Source organism: Acrocarpospora macrocephala, from assembly GCF_009687865.1.
Classification (GTDB): Bacteria; Actinomycetota; Actinomycetes; order Streptosporangiales; family Streptosporangiaceae; genus Acrocarpospora; species Acrocarpospora macrocephala.
On record NZ_BLAE01000004.1, the window covers coordinates 157,187 to 175,260 of the forward strand.

14 protein-coding genes and 1 tRNA gene are annotated in these 18,074 nt (G+C 69.2%); 3 read left to right on the forward strand and 12 right to left on the reverse strand.

Annotated features, from left to right (window positions below; translation table 11 throughout):
* Nucleotides 1-10: 10 nt before the first annotated feature.
* On the reverse strand, nucleotides 11-1,102 hold the full coding sequence (locus Amac_RS02285; protein ID WP_246268027.1) for a nitric oxide synthase oxygenase: 1,092 nt from the start codon (nucleotides 1,100-1,102) through the stop codon (nucleotides 11-13).
* Between the two features lie 318 nt (nucleotides 1,103-1,420).
* Between Amac_RS02285 and Amac_RS02290 the strand changes: the two genes are divergently transcribed.
* Nucleotides 1,421-1,903, forward strand: a complete 483-nt coding sequence (locus Amac_RS02290; protein WP_155352590.1) for a hypothetical protein — start codon at nucleotides 1,421-1,423, stop codon at nucleotides 1,901-1,903.
* Nucleotides 1,904-2,571: 668 nt separating this feature from the next.
* On the opposite strand, the gene Amac_RS02295 is transcribed toward Amac_RS02290, so the two are convergent.
* Nucleotides 2,572-2,644, reverse strand: a tRNA-Asn gene (locus Amac_RS02295).
* Nucleotides 2,645-2,810: 166 nt separating this feature from the next.
* On the opposite strand from Amac_RS02295, the gene Amac_RS02300 reads away from it, so the two are divergent.
* Nucleotides 2,811-3,116 (forward strand): YtxH domain-containing protein, encoded by a 306-nt coding sequence (locus Amac_RS02300; RefSeq protein ID WP_155352591.1) that lies wholly within the window; start codon nucleotides 2,811-2,813, stop codon nucleotides 3,114-3,116.
* A 629-nt stretch (nucleotides 3,117-3,745) separates the two neighbouring features.
* On the opposite strand, the gene Amac_RS02305 is transcribed toward Amac_RS02300, so the two are convergent.
* From Amac_RS02305 to ppdK, 7 genes are all read right to left on the reverse strand, one after another.
* Nucleotides 3,746-4,216 carry a hypothetical protein gene (locus Amac_RS02305; protein ID WP_155352592.1) on the reverse strand — a complete coding sequence of 157 codons (471 nt, stop codon included), beginning with the start codon at nucleotides 4,214-4,216 and terminating at the stop codon, nucleotides 3,746-3,748.
* Nucleotides 4,217-4,291: 75 nt separating this feature from the next.
* On the reverse strand, nucleotides 4,292-5,431 hold the full coding sequence (rpoD, locus tag Amac_RS02310; RefSeq protein WP_155338147.1) for an RNA polymerase sigma factor RpoD: 1,140 nt from the start codon (nucleotides 5,429-5,431) through the stop codon (nucleotides 4,292-4,294).
* A 144-nt stretch (nucleotides 5,432-5,575) separates the two neighbouring features.
* Complete coding sequence (gene dnaG / locus Amac_RS02315) at nucleotides 5,576-7,426, reverse strand: DNA primase (RefSeq protein WP_155352593.1); 1,851 nt, start codon at nucleotides 7,424-7,426, stop codon at nucleotides 5,576-5,578.
* A gap of 9 nt (nucleotides 7,427-7,435) precedes the next feature.
* Nucleotides 7,436-8,287, reverse strand: coding sequence for a M23 family metallopeptidase (locus Amac_RS02320; RefSeq protein ID WP_155352722.1), 852 nt, complete (start codon nucleotides 8,285-8,287; stop codon nucleotides 7,436-7,438).
* 69 nt (nucleotides 8,288-8,356) lie between these two features.
* Complete coding sequence (locus Amac_RS02325; RefSeq protein ID WP_155352594.1) at nucleotides 8,357-9,565, reverse strand: NAD(P)/FAD-dependent oxidoreductase; 1,209 nt, start codon at nucleotides 9,563-9,565, stop codon at nucleotides 8,357-8,359.
* Between the two features lie 86 nt (nucleotides 9,566-9,651).
* Nucleotides 9,652-10,878, reverse strand: a complete 1,227-nt coding sequence (locus Amac_RS02330; RefSeq protein ID WP_155352595.1) for a deoxyguanosinetriphosphate triphosphohydrolase — start codon at nucleotides 10,876-10,878, stop codon at nucleotides 9,652-9,654.
* Nucleotides 10,879-11,005: 127 nt separating this feature from the next.
* A complete protein-coding gene (ppdK, locus tag Amac_RS02335) occupies nucleotides 11,006-13,624 on the reverse strand; it encodes a pyruvate, phosphate dikinase (RefSeq protein ID WP_155352596.1) in 2,619 nt (872 codons plus the stop codon).
* Between the two features lie 278 nt (nucleotides 13,625-13,902).
* On the opposite strand from ppdK, the gene Amac_RS02340 reads away from it, so the two are divergent.
* Nucleotides 13,903-15,333 carry an alpha/beta hydrolase gene (locus Amac_RS02340; protein WP_155352597.1) on the forward strand — a complete coding sequence of 477 codons (1,431 nt, stop codon included), beginning with the start codon at nucleotides 13,903-13,905 and terminating at the stop codon, nucleotides 15,331-15,333.
* Here the strand turns inward: Amac_RS02340 and Amac_RS02345 are convergent.
* Genes Amac_RS02345 through Amac_RS02355 form a run of 3 tightly spaced genes read right to left on the reverse strand, consistent with a single transcriptional unit; the run spans nucleotide 15,330 to nucleotide 18,067 of the window.
* Complete coding sequence (locus Amac_RS02345) at nucleotides 15,330-16,520, reverse strand: sensor histidine kinase (RefSeq protein WP_155352598.1); 1,191 nt, start codon at nucleotides 16,518-16,520, stop codon at nucleotides 15,330-15,332. The genes Amac_RS02340 and Amac_RS02345 overlap by 4 nt on opposite strands.
* Before the next feature lie 11 nt (nucleotides 16,521-16,531).
* Entirely contained in the window at nucleotides 16,532-17,209 is a 678-nt protein-coding gene (locus tag Amac_RS02350) for a response regulator transcription factor (RefSeq protein ID WP_170322262.1), read from the reverse strand.
* Nucleotides 17,210-17,218: 9 nt separating this feature from the next.
* Nucleotides 17,219-18,067 carry a S1C family serine protease gene (locus Amac_RS02355; RefSeq protein WP_155352599.1) on the reverse strand — a complete coding sequence of 283 codons (849 nt, stop codon included), beginning with the start codon at nucleotides 18,065-18,067 and terminating at the stop codon, nucleotides 17,219-17,221.
* Between the last annotated feature and the right edge of the window lie 7 nt (nucleotides 18,068-18,074).

Here is an 18,074-nt window from a genome sequence, read left to right on the forward strand (position 1 = left end):
CAGGACCGAATTATGTTCTATCTGTTGTCGGAGCGGCAACAGCGGGGTGGTGGGCGAAGGCGGGCGTCAGCCGTACATCGTCGTAGTAGCGATGGAAGACCGGGGTGAGCGCGCCCGAGAGCGGCGGCACGATCCAGGACCAGTCGGCTGGGCAGACCCGGCCGGAGCGTTCCTCTTTCTCCAGGTGGGTCATGAAACGTCGCGCTTCGGTGTGATGGTCGGTCATGGTAACCCCCGCTTCGGCGAAGGAGTGCAGCACGGCGACGTTGAGTTCGACCAGGGCGTGGTCACGCCAGAGCGTGCGCTCGTTGCTGGTGTCCATGCCCAGATGGCGGGCGATCAGCGGTAACTGGTCGTATCGGTCGGTGTCGGCGAGGTTACGCGCGCCGATCTCGGTGCCCATGTACCACCCGTTGAAGGGCGCCGCAGGATAGCAGAGCCCCCCAATCTCCAGGCACATGTTGGAGATCGCGGGCACAGCATGCCAGCGCAGGCCGAGCTGCCCGAACCACGGATAATGCGGATGCGTGATCGGCACCTCCATGATCACCTCAGCGGGCAGGGTACGGAGCTCGGTAACCCCTTTGACGTCGATCAGCAGCGGAAGCACGTCGAACCGCCCACCGGGAGGCTCCCAGCCGAGCGCCCGCGCCTGATCAGTGAACTCGGCGTAGAGCGGATCCCCCACGATCGAGCCGTCCGGCTGGCGATGACCCGCATACCTGATGAGCTGTTCGTTCCTGATCCTGGCCGCCCGACGCCCCGGACGGTCAGGGGCGAACACGGTGATCGTCGGACGAATCCTCCCCTTGTTCCCCGCGACGCGCAGATGCTCCACGCACTCATCGGTGATCCCGTCGGCGGTGTCCACATGCCGCCGATCCCTGATCCGCAGCGACTTCCAGTACAGCCGCCCGATGCACCGGCTGCTGTTCCGCCACGCCACCCGCGCCCCGAACGCCAGCTCGCCCGGCGTATGCGTGTAACTCCCGGTCCGATCGATCTCGGCGAGAACATCCCGCAGCCTGGGCCGTACCGACCCCGCAGACGGATTCTCCGCATGATAAAGCCGGATGAACTCCTCCGCCGCTGCCTTATCCACCCCCTCATCCTCGTTCTGTACGGCTTTCGCGACCCTCTTCCACCACGTGCCCACGTTGAAAAACCGCCACATTCCACTCGCGGGCCCCCACGCCGATTCCGGGCGGCGCTGTGACCCTCTAGCGGTGGCCCTCCCCCACCACTGCGCATGTCGATCCGCGGCAGCCACGCCTCCAGGCGCGGCAGATCACATTTTCTGCCACTGTCCGACGATTTGTCATCCAAATCTGTGCACGAATGACAACGGAACGTTGCGAGCCTTTCCATCCCGCTACTGCGAGAATCCCGGCAGACACACTAAGTAGCCACAGGAGGCCCGATGAACCCCATGATCGCCATCCTCGGGCCTGCCCTGGTCCTCACCGCCAGCTGCGAAACGATCTCAATCGAGCGCCTGGCCCCGACCAGCCTCCACCTCGCCACCGTCCAGCACCACCTAACCCAGCAGTGGGGACACCAGTTCGACGAAGGCCACAGCCCCCACCAAACCACCCGTCACGGCAGCGTCAACCAACCCTCGGGCGGCCGCCTATCCGCCATCCTCGCCGGCCGCATCCCCGGCCAAGTCCGAACAATCTCCTGCCAGGCCTACGGCAGCCCCCCAGCAACAGCCACCGACTTCCTCCGCGCCTGCGCCAGCCTCCCCTTCCCCAACCAACCCGCAACCGTCCTCCCCACCCCCAACTGGCCCCGCTACCACCGCACCACCATCAACGGCATCCACTACCGCCTAACCGCACTCCCCGAAAAATCCCTCTGGGTCCTCCGCCTAGCAATGCCCGACAGTTCCCCTTTGCCCTAGACAGGGTTTCAAACGAAAAACCTCACAACCAGGACGACCAGCGAGAACCAACGAAACCAGCGACCATTTACCCAAAAAGGACAACGCGCTAGCAACCACTGCCGACGGCGCTGCAAAACTCCCCCGGGGGCACCTGGGTTCAAGTGCTCGTCGCAACGCACCTGATCACGGAGCAGGGAACGTCTGGTTCGGCGCGGAGGATCCGCGCTGGGAGCCGGTCCGGACGCCGACGGCCGACGGCATCGCGGTTGCGTTCGACGATGTCGATCCATTTCGCCAGTGCTTCGGGATGCCGGCGCGTGACCGACGGGCGTGTTGATAGCGAGACGAGGACCCAAGCGCAGGCTGGATGCGGAACTGGCGGCCGGTGCTGTCAGGAGTGTGAACGGTCGAGCGTAACGGGCTGCGCCTCACATCGAGGGCTCGGAGGGCACCCCCGTGTAACAACAAGAGGATCCCCATGCGAGCGAACTTCGCTAGAAGCCCAGCCAGCGAGATCCAACGAAACCAGCAGCGGCTCACTCAATAACGGCAACGCGCTAGCAACCTCAGGGGGCGTGGGGGGCTGTGCCCCCCACACGGGGGGCTCGGGGGGTCGCCCCCCGTGTAAACGCGAGAAGGCCTGCGGGAGCAAGCTCCGCTTGCGACCACAGACCTTCGACTTCGAGCTCCCGCGATAGGACTCGAACCTATAACCTGCCGGTTAACAGCCGGCTGCTCTGCCGATTGAGCTACACGGGATTGCCGCCGCCTTGCGATCCGGCCTTTCGGCCTTCCTTGCGGCGCGGAACTAGATTAGCGCACTCGGGGGGTGGTCTGTCACATCCATTTGGGGACATCGGCTGAGGTTGGATAGATGCTGTTCCTGGGGGTAGGGACCGGTTAGACATGAGCCGGGAGGTGGAAGATGCGGAACAAGCTGATGTTCGCCGCTGGGCTGGGTGTGGGTTATGTCCTTGGCACCCGGGCGGGTCGCGAGCGCTACGAGCAGATCAAGGGTGCGGCGCAGCGGGTGGCCGACAATCCGCGCGTTCAGGAGGCGGCGGGGTTGCTGGGGGCTCGGGTGTCCAGGGCCGCGAACGCCGCGAAGGACATGGCCGACGACAAGTTCGGCGGTCACGTTCCCTTCCGCGGCAAGTCCGAGCGCCACGAACGGGAGAAGGTGACCAGCCCAACCGGCTGGCCCGAATCCGACACGCCCCGCGTTACCTGACCCCGATATTTCCCGACTTGCCCGCTGGCCAGGATGGCGAGCCCTCGCACTCCCGACCATCTCCAGCTCCGGGCAGGATGGCACGCCTTCGCACCTCCCGACCATCTTTCCGCCCGCCGAGCGGCGAGCCGTCAACACCTCACGACCAACTTTCCGCCCGCGGAGTGGCGAGCCGTCAACACCTCACGAGCATGTTTCCGCCCGCCGAGTGGCAAGCCGTCAGCGCCTCGCGGCCATGATTCCGCCCGCAGGATGGCGAGCGCCTCCCGACCAACTTTTCCGCCCGCGGAGTGGCGAGCCGTCAACACCTCACGAGCATGTTTCCGCCCGCGGAGTGGCGTGCCGTGAACACCTCGCGAGCATGTTTCCGCCCGCCGAGTGGCAAGCCGTCAGCGCCTCGCGACCATGATTCCGCCCGCAGGATGGCGAGCGCCTCCCGACCAACTTTTTCGCCCGCGGAGTGGCGAGCCGTGAACACCTCGCGAGCATGTTTCTGCTCGCCGAGTGGCAAGCCGTCAGCGTCTCGCGGCCATCTTTCCGCCCGCAGGATGGCGAGTCGTCAGCGCCTCGCAGCCGTCTTTCGACCGCAAAGGCAAGCTGTCAGCGTCCATCTCCGCCGGTAGCGTCCGTCAGACGCCCAGGGCGCGTCTGACCTCTTCCAGTGCCTGCTCTACGGCCGCGCGGACGCCCGGGTCGGTGGGGTCGAGCTCAGGGTCGTACACGAACTCCCACTCGACCGTGTCCCGGCCCGCGATGCGTCGTGCCACCAACCGCACGCCGCCGCGCTCGCTGAGCCGCACATACCTGCTCGCCAGAATCGAGTTGGTGACCCGCTCTCTGATCGTCTCCGGCAGCAGCCCGGGCTCCGGGAGGTCCACCCGATGCTGGCCGCCCCCGGTCATGACGACCGTCACCCCCTCCTGATCCCACACGGCCCGGTCCACCTCATACCAGGGCACTCGAAGCCCACCAGGCAGGTGCAACGCCTCCAGAGTCGCGACCGCGTAGCCACCCCCAGCCGTCAGCGCATGGCTGAGCGGCCGCTCCCCATGCAAAGCGGTACGAACATCAGCGGGAAGCCGAGACCCAAAAAGACGCATAAGAAGAAACTACTGGACCGGGCATCACGAGAAGCGAACGGCCGCGCCCGGAGGCGCGGCCGTTCAGAAAACGCCTCAATCCAGGTAGTCCCGCAACATCTGAGCACGCGTCGGGTGGCGGAGTTTGGCCAGGGTCTTCGATTCGATTTGACGGATTCGTTCCCGGGTTACGCCGAACTCGCGACCCACCTCTTCCAGCGTCCGCGGATGCCCGTCGGCGAGCCCGAACCGCAGCTGGATGATGCGCTGCTCCCGCTCGGACAACGTCGCCAGGATGTCGTCCAGCTGGTCCTGCAGCATGATGAAGGCAGCCGCCTCGATCGGCACCACGGCGTCCGCGTCCTCGATGAAGTCACCGAGGTCGGAGTCCTCCTCGCCGATGGGAGACTGCAGCGAGACCGGCTCCTGCGCGATGCGCTGAATCTCGATCACCCGATCGATGGGCAGGTCCATTTCCGCGGCGATCTCCTCCGGCGCGGGTTCGCGGCCGAGATCCTGGTGCAGCTGGCGCTGCACGCGGACCAATTTGTTGATCGTCTCCACCATGTGCACGGGAATTCGAATAGTTCGCGCCTGATCCGCGATCGCGCGTGTGATCGCCTGGCGAATCCACCAGGTCGCGTACGTGGAAAACTTATATCCCTTGGTGTAGTCGAATTTCTCGACCGCACGGATGAGACCGAGATTGCCTTCCTGGATCAGGTCCAGGAACAACATTCCGCGGCCGACATAGCGTTTCGCGATGGAGACGACGAGGCGGAGGTTGGCCTCGATCAGGCGTTGTTTGGCGCGGACGCCCTCCCAGACGAGGTCCTCGAACTCGGGACGGGCGACCCGGATGGACGGTGTCTCGCAGAGCTTGTCCTCGGCGAAGAGGCCGGCCTCGATGGCCTTGGCGAGTTCCACCTCCTCCTCGGCCGTGAGCAGCGGCACCCGGCCGATCTCCCGCAGGTAGATGCGGACCAGGTCGCTGGTCGGGGCTCGCTTGCCGACGTCCTCCTCGTCGGGCTTGGCGGTCTCCTCGTCGCCTTGCGGCTCAAGGACCTCGACCCCGTTCTCGGCGAGCATGCGCACGACGCGCTCCAGCGCGTCCGCAGGCAGCTCGGATCGGTCGAGCGCGGCGGCCACGTCGTCAACCGTGACGCTTCCGCGCTCCCTTCCCTTCACGACGAGCTCCGCCACCTGGTCTACCGATGGCGGCCCGCTTGGTAGCACCGATGCACCCACGGAACACAGTCTGCGGTATAGGCACAACAAAACGGCAGGCCTATTTTTGTCACCCAAGGTAAGACCTACGTCATTACCGAATCGATATCAAACCAATGTTTCGGCGCTGTGAGATCAGGAAAGTATTGTTATTCACGCCCCGGCGGCGCGTTCTCTCAACACGCGTCGCTGCTGCTCCAGCGCCACCAGTTCGGCGAACATCCGGTTGTACTCCTGCTGTTCGTCGATCGGGTTGAGGCGTTGCATTCGCGATTTCAATCGGTCCAACGCGCGGCCTACGGTGATCTCCTGGAGTTTGGTGAGAACGCCCGCGCCGTATCGTTCTTCGGTGTTCACCTCGGCGCGAACGGGTTCCACGGCGAATCGGGTGACGAGCGGGCGCAGGTCGTCGCCGGCGCCGTTGAGCAGCCGTTCGACCCACTCCCGGCCGCCGGAGCCGCCGGCCGCGGTGCCGCCGGTCTCCTGGATGAGCTGGTAGAGGGCGCTGTGCTCGGGCTGGGTGAAGGCGTCGGCGCCGAGGGCGTCGAACTCGGGGCCGAGCAGGGCGGGCCGCTGGACGGCCAGCTTGAGCGCCTCAGCCTCCAGCCGGGCCATCGGATCCATCGGCTCCTTGCGGCCGCTGACACGGGCGGGCCGGGCCGCGGAGCGCGTTTCCGCGGGACGCGCGGCGATCTCGCGAACACGCGCGAGCACGAACGCTTCGTTCAGAATGCCGAGCCATCGGTCAAGATCCTTCGCGTACATGTCGCGTAGCGCGTGATCCTTGATCGATGCGACAACGGGTGCGGCGGCGTCAAGCGCGGCGAGCTTGCCCTCGTTGGTATTGGTGTCAAATCGGGCAATCGAACTCCGGATGGCGAACGAGAACAAGGGTTCCCGGCTGGCGATCAGGTCCCGGACGGCCGCGTCGCCCTGTTTGACCCGCAGGTCGCACGGGTCGAGGCCGTCGGGCTGGACCGCGACATAGGTCTGGGTGACGAACTTCTGCTCGTCCTGGAAGGCGCGCAGGGCGGCCTTCTGCCCGGCCGAGTCGCCGTCGAAGGTGAAGATCACCTCGCCCTGGCCCTGGTCGAACAGGATGCGCCTGAGCACCTTGATGTGGTCTTCGCCGAAGGCGGTGCCGCAGGTGGCCACGGCGGTCGGCACCCCGGCCAGGTGCAGGGCCATGACGTCGGTGTAGCCCTCGACGATGACGGCCTGGGAGCGCTTGGAGATCTCCCGTTTGGCCAGGTCGATCCCGTACAGCACAGAGCTCTTGTGGTAGATCGGGCTTTCCGGGGTGTTGAGGTATTTGGGGCCGTCGTCGGCGTCCAGCAGCTTGCGGGCGCCGAAGCCGATGACGTCGCCGGTGATCTCGCGGATCGGCCAGATCAGGCGGCCGCGGAAGCGGTCGCGGGGACCGCGGCGGCCTTCGGCGGCCAGGCCGCCGCGGAGCAGTTCCTGGCTGGTGAAGCCGCGGGCCAGCAGGTGGCGGGTGAGGGCTTCCCACTCGTTGGGGGCGTAGCCGATGCCGAAGTGCTCGGCGTCGACGCGTTCGAAGCCGCGCTCGGACAGGAACCGGCGGCCGGCGGCGGCCTCGGGGGTGGACAGCTGGGAGACGTAGTATTCGGCGGCGGCGCGGTGCGCCTCGATCAGCCGGGAGCGTTCGCCCTGCTGCCGCCCGGGGACGTAGCCGCCCTGCTCGTAGCGGAGCTGGAGGCCGACCCGCTGGGCCAGCCGCTCGACCGCCTCGGCGAAGGTCAGCGCGTCGATCTTCTGGATGAAGGTGATGACGTCGCCGCCCTCGGAGCAGCCGAAGCAGAAGTACATGCCCCGCGCGGGGGTGACGTTGAACGAGGGCGACTTCTCATCGTGGAAGGGGCAGAGCCCTTTCAGGTTGCCGCCGCCCGCGTTGCGCAGTTGCACATAGTCGCCCACGACATCGGCGATCTGCGCGCGTTCGCGCACGAGCGCGATGTCCTCATCACTGATCCGGCCTGCCACGTCGCGAGTCTATTGGCCGGAACGGGCGGGCTCGACGTTCAATGGGACGATCACCTTGGGCTCCTCCTCCTCGGGCTTCTGGGTGGGTTTGGGTTTCGGCTCCTGCGGCTTGCCCGCGCACAGCACCGAGCACGCCGGGAGCGTGCCAACCCGTTCGCGCACCGCCAGCATGGCCGCCCGGGGGGAGAACGTGCGGTTGCCGTCCCACCAGGCGTCCAGGAACGTCCAGGGGTCGACCATGCCGCGCCGGATCCACCAGTACTGCGGCGGCGCCGGCCAGCTGACCGCGAAATACAGATTACTCGCCATGTTCCGGGCGTTGCCCGTGTTACCCACCCGGCCGAGCAGCCGCCCCGCCTTGACCTTCACTCCTGGCCGGATGCCGGGCGCGACCGTGTCGAGGTGCCCGCCGAGGTAGAGCACGCCGTCCTCGCCGAGCACGGTGACATACCGGCCCTCCCGGTGGGCGCCCTGGTCGGTGGAGGGTTTCCACTTGTTCTGCACGTTGACCTCGCGCACCACGCCGTCCACGGGGGCCACGAAGGCGCAGCCGCGCCCGGCCCAGATGGTGGTCTTGGGCAGCACCAGCCGCTTACGCTCGTAGGTGGTCTTGCAGCCCTTGACCGGGTAGACGTAGCGGAACCGGGAGACCTTGGGCGGGGGCAGCCGGACGGGCTCGTCGCCGGGCGGGGGCACGACGGCCGCGGCGAACGTCGGGCCCGGCGTGGCGGTGCCCTCCACGGTCGGGTCGGCGGCCGACAGCGCGCGCGGCGAGGGGGGATTGGTGCTCACGCCCGCCACTCCGGCCGGTGCGCTGCACGCGGCCGTGAGCAGAACGAGCGCCAGTGTCCCCGATCGCATGATCTCCACCTGCGTGACGGTATCGAAACTCTTCCTCTCTTTTGTAACCGACCAGCATGACGATTCGGACTAGAACGGGGTTTCCGGGTCGGCCAGCTCGGCCGGGTCCACCTGGCGGCCGGAGCGGATCAGCGCCTGGATGTCGTCGACGACGTCCCAGACGTTGACGTTCATGCCGGCGATCACCCGGCCCTGCCGCAGCCAGAACGCGATGAACTCCAGGTCCGCGCCCCGGATGACGACCTGGTCGTGGCCCTCGATGTCGCCGGAGAACTCCATGCCCAGCTCGAACTGGTCGGTGTAGAAGTAGGGCAGCAGGTCGTAGCTGACCGGGAGGCCCATCATGGCGCGGGCGGCGGCCGGGCCCTGGTTGAGGGCGTTGGCCCAGTGTTCGATCCGGATCCGGCGGCCGAGCAGCGGGTGGGCGGCCTCGGCGACGTCCCCGGCGGCGAAGATGGCGGGGTCGCTGGTGCGCAGGGACGCGTCCACCAGGATGCCGGCGCCGACGTCGAGCCCGGCGCCGGCGGCCAGCTCGATGTTGGGGGCGGCGCCGATGCCGACCACCACGTCGTCGGCCGGGAGCGACTCGCCGCCGGAGATCTCCACGGCGCGCACGTGCCCGCCCTCGCCGCGCAGCCGGGTCACGGACGCGCCGAGGCGGAACTCGACGCCGTTGCGCCGGTGCAGGTCGGCGAAGACCTCGCCGATCCTGCTGCCGAGGGTGCGGTTCAGCGGGGTCGGCTCGGGTTCGACGACGACCACGCGGCACCCGGCCTTGCGGGCGGCGGCGGCCGTCTCCAGGCCGATCCAGCCCGCCCCGATGATCACCACGTCGCCCCCGTGGCCGAAGGCGGCCCGCAGCGCCTGGCTGTCGGCCAGGGTGCGCAGGTAGTGCACGCCGTCCAGGTCCGCGCCGTCCACCGGCAGCGGGCGCGGCGTGGACCCGGTCGCGATCAGCAGCCGCAGGTACGGCAGCCGCTCCCCCGTCCCCAGCTCGACCACCTGCTCCCCGGGCACCACCCGGGTGGCCGGTACGCCGAGGCGCAGGTCCACGTCGTGCGCGCGGTACCAGCCGTCCTCGTGCACGTAGACCTCGGGCAGCTCGGCCGAGCCCTGCAGGTAGCCCTTGGAGAGCGGCGGCCGCTCGTACGGGCGTTCCTGCTCGGCCGCGATGATCGTCACCGGCCCGTCGAACCCCTCCGCCCGGAGGGTCTCGGCGGCCTTGGCACCGGCGAGACCGCCGCCGATGATGACGAATCGCGAATCGTGGTTGGACATGTCAGGGTGCTCCTTTTCACGCGGACACTCGCGTCGCGTGCCGGAGTATCCGCCTGGTTGCCGGGTTCGTCGACCGAAACCGGGGATTACCTGGCCGTCAGGCGCCCGTGCAGGGCGATGGCGGAGGCGTCGGTGAGGGAGGCGATCTGGTCGACCACGGCGCGCAGCCGCCCCGCGTCGCCCGCCGCGAGCTCGAAGGCGGGGCGGAGCGCGGGCTCCAGGGTGGCGGGCGCGCCGAGCATGATCAGCGAGGCGAGTTCGGCGATGAGCTCGCGCTGCCGTTCCTGGGTGGCGTGGTGGTCGTCGCGGGTCATCACGTAGTGCGCGGTGATGCCTTTGAGCAGGGCGCACTCCAGCCGGGTGAGGCGCGGCACGATCAGGTCGGCGTCGTGGCGGCCGGCCGACTCGGCCGGGTAGGCGGCCCTGGTGGCCTCCTGGGCGGAGCGGCAGAACCGGCCGATGGTGGTGCTGGTGAGGCGTTTGAGCGCGGCCAGGTCGGCCAGGCCGCCGTCGAAGTGGGCGGGCCAGACCGGTTCGGCGACCAGGCGGGCGAAGATGTCCTCCAGCTCGCCCAGGTCGGTGTCGGGCGCGTACCAGGCGCGGGTGGTACGGCAGACCTCGCGGCGCTCCTCGGGGTCGCGGAGCGCCTTGGGGGTGACGTGGCCGGAGTGCAGCGCGTCCTCCAGGTCATGCACGGAGTAGGCGACGTCGTCGGCCCAGTCCATGATCTGCGCCTCGAAGCTGACCCGGCCGGGTGGGGCGCCTTGCCGTACCCAGTCGAAGACCGGCCGGTCGTCCGGGTAGACGCAGTATTTGGGGCCGGATTCGCGGGTCCACGGGTATTTGATGGCGGCGTCCAGGGCGGCGCGGGTGAGGTTGAGCCCGGCGCTGCGGTCGTCCTCGGTGAGGACCTTGGCCTCCAGCCGGGTGAGCAGCCGCAGGCTCTGCGCGTTGCCCTCGAAGCCGCCGCAGCGGGCGGCCACCGCGTTCAGGGCGGTCTCGCCGTTGTGGCCGAAGGGCGGGTGGCCGAGGTCGTGGGCCAGGCAGGCGGTCTCCACCAGGTCGGGGTCGCGGCCCAGGACCCCGGCCATCTCGCGGCCGATCTGGGCGCATTCCAGGGAGTGGGTGAGCCGGGTGCGCGGGCTGTGCATGCCGCGCTCGCCGGGGGTGACGACCTGCGTCTTGGCCGCCAGGCGGCGCAGCGCGTCACTGTGCAGGACGCGCGCCCGGTCCCGCTCGAACGGCCCGCGCCCGGTGTGGCTCGGCGGTTCGGGAACCCATCGTGCCTGGTCGTGTTCGGTGTACGGCGTCACGAGTCCCCCTTTCTCTGCAAGGGAGTGAGACAGTACCCGCAAACACCGCTCTCAACGACAAACGCGATGGAAACAGTGGCCCCTGGTCCGTTGGCGACCGGGCGCGAACGCCCGGTCGCCAACGTGGCTATCGGGTGTCGGATCCGGCGCTGCTGAGCGCGGCCCGGCCCGCCTCAAGCCGGGCCACCGGCACCCGGAACGGGGAGCAGGAGACGTAGTCGAGGCCGATCTCATGGCAGAACCGGACCGAGTCGGGGTCGCCTCCGTGCTCGCCGCAGATGCCCAGCTTCAGGTCGGGCCTGGCGCCGCGCCCTTCCTCGACCGCGATCCGCATCAGGCGGCCGACGCCGTCCCGGTCCAGGGACTCGAACGGCGACACCCCGAAGATCCCCAGATCCAGATATTTCCCGAAGAAGGAGGCTTCGACGTCGTCGCGGGAGAAGCCCCAGGTCATCTGGGTGAGGTCGTTGGTGCCGAAGGAGAAGAACTGGGCGGCCTCGGCGATCTGCCCGGCGGTCAGCGCGGCGCGCGGGACCTCGATCATGGTGCCGATCAGGGCGTGCACGCCGGCCTCGGCGAGGATGTGGAGCGCCTCCTCGCGTACGCTCTCCAGCTCCTGGACCGCGCCGACCAGCGGGATCATGATCTCGGCGCGGGCCTTCGTCGCCTGCCGGGCCGCCTGGGCGATCGCGCGGACCTGCATGGCGAACAGGCCGGGGATGACCAGGCCGAGCCGTACCCCGCGCAGGCCGAGCATCGGGTTCTGCTCGTGCAGCCGCTTGACGGCGGCGAGCAGGCGGACGTCCTTGTCCGTTCCCGCGCCGGTGGCCACCTTGACCGACAGGTCCACGAGGTCGGGCAGGAACTCGTGCAGCGGCGGGTCGATCAGCCGGATCGTCACCGGCAGCCCGGCCATCGCCTCGAACAGGCCGGTGAAGTCGGCCTTCTGCAAGGGTTCCAGGGCATCCAGGGCGGACTGCCGCTCGGCCGGGGTCTCGGCCAAGACCAGGTCCTCGACCAGCTGGCGGCGCTCGCCCAGGAACATGTGCTCGGTGCGGCACAGGCCGATGCCCTGCGCGCCGAACCGCCGGGCCCGGGCCGCGTCCTCGGGGGTGTCGGCGTTGGCGCGGACGGCCAGCCGCCTGCTGCCGTCCGCGTGCGCCATGATCCGGTGGACGGCGGCCACCAGCTCGTCGCCGGACGGCATGCCCTCGAAGTACTCCACCACGGGCGAGGCCACCACGGGCACCTCGCCCAGGTAGACCGCGCCGGTGGTGCCGTCGATGGAGACGACGTCGCCCTCCTCGACGACGGTGCCGCCGACGGTGAAGCGACGGGCCCTGGCGTCCACCTCCAGCGCCTCGGCGCCGCAGACGCAGGTCTTGCCCATGCCCCGGGCCACCACGGCGGCGTGGGAGGTCTTGCCGCCGCGCGAGGTGAGCACGCCCCTGGCGGCGATCATGCCGGAGAGATCGTCGGGGTTGGTCTCGCGCCGTACCAGGATGACGTCCACGCCCCGGGCGGCGAGTTCGACGGCGCGGTCGGAGGAGAAGACGGCCCGGCCGACGGCCGCGCCGGGGGAGGCGTTCATGCCCTTGGTCAGCATCGTGTTCTTCGCGCCGTCGGCGAAGCGGGGGAACATGAGCTGGGCGAGCTGGTCGCCGGTGCACCGGACGACGGCCTCGTCGATGTCGATGAGGCCCTCGTCGACGAGCTGCACGGCGATCCGGAAGGCCGCGGCGGCGGTGCGCTTGCCGACCCGGGTCTGCAACATCCAGAGCTTGCCGCGCTCGATGGTGAACTCGATGTCGCACAGGTCCCGGTAGTGGCCCTCCAGGCGGGCCATGATGTCCAGGAGCTCCTGGTAGGAGGTCGGGTCGATCTTCTCCAGGTCCTGCAGCGGGACGGTGTTGCGGATGCCCGCGACCACGTCCTCGCCCTGCGCGTTCTGCAGGTAATCGCCGTAGACGCCCTGCTGCCCGGAGGCGGGGTCGCGGGTGAAGGCGACGCCGGTGCCGGAGTCCATGCCGAGGTTGCCGAAGACCATGGCGACCACGTTGACGGCCGTGCCGAGGTCGGCGGGGATGCGCTCCTGGCGCCGGTAGAGCACCGCGCGCGGCGCGTTCCAGGAGTCGAAGACCGCGCGGATGGCCAGCTCCATCTGCTCGCGCGGGTCGCCGGGGAACTCCCGGCCCTTCTCGGCCCGCACGATCTCCTTGTACGTCCCGACCAGCCGCTGGAAATCCGCCGCGTCCAGATCGAGGTCGCCCCGGCCGCCCTTGAGCTCTTCCAGCGCCTCCTCGAACTTCTCCCCGTCGATGCCGAGCACGGTCCGGCCGAACATCTGGATCAGCCGCCGGTAGGAGTCCCACGCGAACCGCTCGTTGCCCGACTTGGCGGCCAGCCCGTGCACGGAGGCGTCGTTGAGGCCGATGTTGAGGACGGTCTCCATCATGCCCGGCATCGAGAATTTGGCCCCGGAACGTACGCTCACCAGCAGCGGGTCCTCGGGGTCGCCGAGGCGCTTGCCCATGGCCGCCTCCAGCTTGGCCAGGTGCGTGGCGATCTCCTCGACCGGAATCTCGCCGTCCGCCAGATACTTCCGGCACGCCTCGGTGGTGATGGTGAACCCGGGAGGCACGGGAAGACCCAGATTGCTCATTTCCGCGAGATTGGCGCCCTTGCCGCCGAGTAGATCGCGAAGATCCTTGTTCCCCTCGGTGAAGTCGTAGACGTATTTCGGCACGATGAGCTCCTTCAGCAAACGCAGACCGACCCCGCCTTTCAGGACTCTACCGATAAAGAACACCACGAATCGTCACGACTGTCACATGTAACCGTTTCCGCAGGCAGAGGCCCACAAGGCGGTCTAATCCAATTCAGCGAAGCGTAAAAAACGACCATTCTTCTCACTCCACGAAGTGGTATAAACCAGTTCTCTAAGAGGTGCGAAATGTTGCCTGCACGTTAATTGGTGTAGACCATTTGCCGGGAAGAAGCCTCACAGACTATCGAGGGGTATTGATGAGGCGACTGGCGGCCGTTGCCGCGCTGCTGGCTCTGTGCGCGTGCGGCACGACCGCGCCCGCCCCGGAGACCACGGCGAAACCCGCGGAGATCAACTGGGGCGCGTGCGAGAAGATCGCGCCGTCAGCGGGCTTCCAGTGCGCGACCATGGAGGTCCCGCTGGACTACACCAAGCCGGGGGGCAAGACGATCGGCATCGCGCTGATCCGGCTGCGGGCCACCGGGCCCGGCGCCAAGCTCGGCTCGCTGGTCCTCAACTTCGGCGGGCCCGGCGGTTCCGGCGTGAGCACCCTGACGGACGCGGCGGCGGCGTTCCGCAGCCTGGGCGGGCGCTACGACCTGGTCAGCTTCGACCCGCGCGGGGTGGAGCGCAGCGAGGGCGTGCGCTGCATGGACCCCAAGCCCTTCGAGGCGTTCCTGCGGGCCGAACCCAGCCTGGACGTAGCCATCCAGACCCGGCTGCTGACCGAGTTCGCGCAAGCGTGCCAGAAACACTCGGGGGAGATCCTGCCGTACGTGGGGACGCTGAACGCGGTCAGGGACATGGAGATGCTGCGGGTCCGGCTCGGCGATCCGAAGCTGAACTTCCTCGGCTTCTCCTACGGCACCCACCTGGGCGCGCTCTACGCGACGCAGTTCCCGAAGGTGACCGGGCGGATGGTGCTGGACGCGGCGGTGGATCCGGCGCTGGGACTGCTGGAGCAGTCCAAGACGCAGGTGAAGGGGTTCCAGCGGGCGTACGAGAACTACCTGGCCGACTGCGCCAGGCAGGACTGCCCCTTCAACGGCAACACGGCCGTGCTCGGCCTGATCTCCTCGCTGCGGCGCAACCCGCTCAACGTGCAGGGACGGCTGGTCACCGACGACGTGGCCAGGGTCGCCATCGCCGAGGCGCTGTACAGCGAGCTGACCTGGCCGCTGCTCACCCAGGCCATCGCGGACGCGATCGCGGGCAACGGCGCGGGGCTGCTCAACCTGTCCGACTCCTACGCCGGGCGCCAGCCGGACGGCAGCTACAACACCCTGCAGTCGTCGCTGATCGCGATCCTCTGCGCGGACACCACCGACCGGCCCAGCGTCCAGGAGTCGGTCAGCCTGGCCAAGGAGATGAGCAAGAAGTCGCCGATCTTCGGGCCCGACGTGGCCAGCGCGGGCGGCTGCAGCGTCTGGCCCACGCGCGGGGAGGACAGCAACAAGCACATCGACGCCCGCGGCTCGGGGCCGATCGTGGTGATCGGCACGACCAACGACCCGGCCACGCCGTACGAGTGGGCGCCCAAGCTGACCGAGCAACTGGGCACCGGCGTGCTGCTGACGCTGAAGGGCGAAGGCCACGGCGCGTACGGCCAGAACACCTGCATCGACACACTCGTCGACGCCTACTTCCTGAACGGCAAGGTCCCCGACAACGGCACCGTCTGCCCTTAAGCCATCGGATTGCCCTCGGGAGCCTCGCCGGGACTCGGCCCGGGCAGCCAGAGCACGAACGTGCTGCCCGTGCCCAGCTCGGAGAAGACCCGGACCAGGCCGCCGTGCGATTCGACGATCTGGCGGACGATCGCCAGGCCGAGCCCGGTGTGCCGGTCCCTGCGGCTGCTAACCCCGCCCCCGGCGTGCCCGCGCCAGAACCGGTCGAACACCCGATCCCGCTCATCCTCGGCGATGCCGGGCCCGGCGTCCTGGACGGCCGCCCACACCCAGCCCCCGTGCTCCCCCGCCGCCACGATCACCTCGCTGCCGGAAGGGGCCAGCCGGACCGCGTTGGAGATCAGGTTCCCGATCGCGCGGCGCAGCGCGTCGTGGTCGCCGACGGTGGACAGGCCGGGGCGCAGCAGCCGCCGCAGCGTCAGGTTCCTGGCCAGGGCGAGGGCGGCGAACTCCTCACAGGCCTCGTTGGCGATGGCGGCCAGGTCCACGTCGGCGTCCACGAAGGCGGGGGCCTGGCGGCGGGCCGAGGCGAGCAGGTCCTCGACCAGGCGGGTCATCCGGGTGGTGGCCCGGTCCACGATGGCGACCGCGCGCAGCCGCTCCTCGTCGGTGGCCTCCGGCGCGGTCAGCACCGCGTCCAGGTTGGCCCGGATGATCGCCAGCGGGCTGCGCAGCTCGTGCGAGGCGTCGTCGATGAGCTGGCGCTGGGCCCGGAAGGCGTCCTCAAGACGGCCGAGCATGGTGTCCACGGTCTCGGCCAGGTCGCGCAGCTCGTCCCTGGGCCCGGCCAGGTTGATCCGCCGGGCCAGGTCGGTGGCCTGGATCTCGGCGGCGGTCCTGGTGATCGACCGGATCGGCCGCAGCGCCCGCCCGGCCAGCACCCAGCCGATCACCAGCGCGGCCAGGAAGAGCCCGGCCAGCGTGCCGAAGGAGTAGTTCCGCAGGGTCTCCATGGTGCGCACGTTGACCGCGTTCTCCACCTCCTCGACCTGCACCACGGGGATCTTCCCCAGATACTCCCCGGACCGGGTCTGGGCCTTGGCGTACTCCACCGTGTACGGCCGCTGCTCGGTGGTCTTGGACACCGCGAAGTAGATCGCCCCCAGCACCAGCGCGGCCGAGGCGATCAGCAGCCCGGAGTAGAGCACGGTCAACCGGAACCTGATCGTCTGCACGAAGAGCCTCATGTCGGTGAGCCTCACGTGGCCCCCCGCAGCCGGTAGCCCCGGCTGATCACGGTCTCGATCAGCGGGTCGCCCTCCCCGGCCAGCTTGCGCCGGAGCGTGCCCACGGTCACCCGGACCGTGTTGGTGAACGGGTCGGTGTGCTCGTCCCAGACGTGTTCGAGCAGCTCCTCGGTGGAGACGACGTGGCCTGGCCGGGTCATCAGGTAGTGCAGCACCCCGAACTCCTTGGGGGTCAGGCTGAGCGGGCGCCCGCCCCGGTAGGCCTCCACCCGCGCGGTGTCCAGGCGCAGGTCGCCGACCTCCAGCACGGCGGTCCCCCCGGCGGTGTCACGGCGCAGCAGCGCCCGCACCCGGGCCAGCAACTCCGGGAACGCGAACGGTTTCACCAGGTAGTCGTCGGCGCCCTCGTCCAGGCCCTTGACCCGGTCGTCCAGCCGGTCCCTGGCGGTCACCATCAGGATGCGGACCTGGCCGCCGCCCTCGCCGCGCCGGACCGCCCGGCACAGCTCGAACCCGTCCCCGCCCGGCAGGTTCAGATCAAGCAGCACCAGATCGTAGGCGTTGACCTTCAGTTTCTCGTCGGCGGTGGGCGCGTCGTAGGCGACGTCCACCGCGTAACCGGCCCGGACCAGGCCGACTCTGAGCGCATCGACGAGGTCTTCCTCGTCCTCGACCACGAGCAGCCTCATCTATCGAACCTAGTCCCGGATGATGCGTTCCGCGACCGAGGCCGCCCGGTCCACCGGAATCGCGAACCCGATGCCGATGTTGCCGCCGCGCCGCGACAGGGTCGCGATGACCGTGTTCACGCCCACCACCTCGCCGCGCACGTTCACCAGCGGCCCGCCGGAGTTGCCCGGATTGATGGAGGCGTCGGTCTGCAGCGCGGTCTGCCTGCCGCCGTTGCCGAGCTGGACCTCCCGGTCCAGGGCGCTGACGATCCCCGAGGTGACCGTCCCGGCCAGGCCGAGCGGCGACCCGATCGCCAGCACCTGGTCGCCCACCCGGACGTCGGCCGAGCGGGCCAGCATGGCCGGGACCAGCCCGGACCCCGCCTCCACCTGCAGCACCGCCAGGTCGTAGGCCTCGTCGCTGCCGATCACCCGCGCCGACAGCCGCCGCCCGTCGTGCAGGATCACGGTCACCGAATCCGCGTCATCCACCACATGAGCATTTGTCAGCACATGGCCGATCTGGTCGATGGCGAAGCCCGACCCGGAGCCGCTCCCGGCCTCCACCGAGACCACGCTCGGCAGCACCGTCGACGCCGTGCCGCTCAGGCTGCCCGCCGACGGCAGCGGCCCAGCCGCGGACCGGGGCAACGCCACCGCCCGCTGCTCCTCCCCGGGCCGCCCCGCCAGCCATCCGGCCGCGCCGCCGGCGGCGCCGCCGACCAGCAGCGCCACCAGCGTCGCCGACGCCAGCGCCCCGCGCCGCCGCCGCTCCTCCGGCCGCTCAGGTACGGCCCGCGCCACCGGCCGCCACTCGATCGGCACCTGCTGGAATCCCGGCCCGCTTGGCGTCCCGAGTCCGATGGGATCTGTCACGCGCGCC

Bases quoted from the DNA above. Each gene is read 5' to 3' on its own strand.
- Amac_RS02305 (WP_155352592.1), bottom strand. From the start codon at position 4,216: ATGCGTCTTTTTGGGTCTCGGCTTCCCGCTGATGTTCGTACCGCTTTG.
- Amac_RS02340 (WP_155352597.1), top strand. From the start codon at position 13,903: ATGAGGCGACTGGCGGCCGTTGCCGCGCTGCTGGCTCTGTGCGCGTGC.
- Amac_RS02320 (WP_155352722.1), bottom strand. From the start codon at position 8,287: ATGCGATCGGGGACACTGGCGCTCGTTCTGCTCACGGCCGCGTGCAGC.
- Amac_RS02325 (WP_155352594.1), bottom strand. From the start codon at position 9,565: ATGTCCAACCACGATTCGCGATTCGTCATCATCGGCGGCGGTCTCGCC.
- Amac_RS02290 (WP_155352590.1), top strand. From the start codon at position 1,421: ATGAACCCCATGATCGCCATCCTCGGGCCTGCCCTGGTCCTCACCGCC.
- Amac_RS02350 (WP_170322262.1), bottom strand. From the start codon at position 17,209: ATGAGGCTGCTCGTGGTCGAGGACGAGGAAGACCTCGTCGATGCGCTC.
- Amac_RS02345 (WP_155352598.1), bottom strand. From the start codon at position 16,520: ATGAGGCTCTTCGTGCAGACGATCAGGTTCCGGTTGACCGTGCTCTAC.
- Amac_RS02300 (WP_155352591.1), top strand. From the start codon at position 2,811: ATGCGGAACAAGCTGATGTTCGCCGCTGGGCTGGGTGTGGGTTATGTC.